We start from the raw sequence: 785 nt of genomic DNA, 5'->3' as shown, positions 1-785 counted from the left end.
GGGCTGGATCGCTGGTTGTGTGAGGGCGGGCACCTTTGGCTTTACCGTAGGTGTTGTGGGGCCGGATGGCATGGAGACTGAGGTTGTCGAAGTCTGTAGTCCCTTTGAGTTCCCCGGTGATCCTGCCAGGGATGGGTATACCTTCCGGGGCTGGGGTACCAGCGCAGACAGCAATAGCCCTGTGGATCAGGGGAGCTGGGCCCCGACAGAGAAGGTAACCACCCTATACGGCATTTGGGAACCGGATACCTATACTCTGACCTGGGATGCCAATGGCGGCAATGGCGGCACGACCACTACCCAGGAGCGGGACAGTATCGTGGTGCCTCCCTCCACTACGCCTACCCGCGAAGGATACGACTTTACTGGCTGGTATCTGGATCAGGACTGCACCACACCGCTGGTATCCGGCACGGTAGTAAAGCAGAGCGCCACTTACTATGCGGGATGGACGCCGAAGGAGTATACCATCACCTGGGACACAAACTATACCAATGGCAGCGTGACCACCATCCAGCAGAAGTATGACGACGAGCTGAATATCCTGCCTGACCCAATCCGCACGGGATATGAGTTTGGCGGCTGGTACACCGAGCCGAACGGCGGCGGCACCAGGGCGGAAGCCTACGGCACCGTAAAGGGCAACGAGACCTTCTATGCAAACTGGGTACAGGAGAGCATCGACTATACCGTGACCATTGAAAGGGATGATGATAGCGACAACAAACCAGTCCGCACGGAAACCAAAACGGCGGAGCGGACCCGGGCAGACCGCCCCCCCGGGG

The 785-nt window shown here is 59.0% G+C and carries 1 protein-coding gene; it reads left to right on the top strand.

Annotation, left to right across the window (positions count from 1 at the left end; all coding sequences use genetic code 11):
* Positions 1–70 precede the first annotated feature (70 nt).
* The coding region (locus RX395_RS09770; protein ID WP_316367277.1) for an InlB B-repeat-containing protein at positions 71–785 on the top strand (715 nt) is incomplete at its 3' end.

The organism is Collinsella aerofaciens, from assembly GCF_032584215.1.
Taxonomy (GTDB): domain Bacteria; phylum Actinomycetota; class Coriobacteriia; order Coriobacteriales; family Coriobacteriaceae; genus Collinsella.
This window is presented reverse-complemented; position numbering and strand designations above follow the sequence as displayed.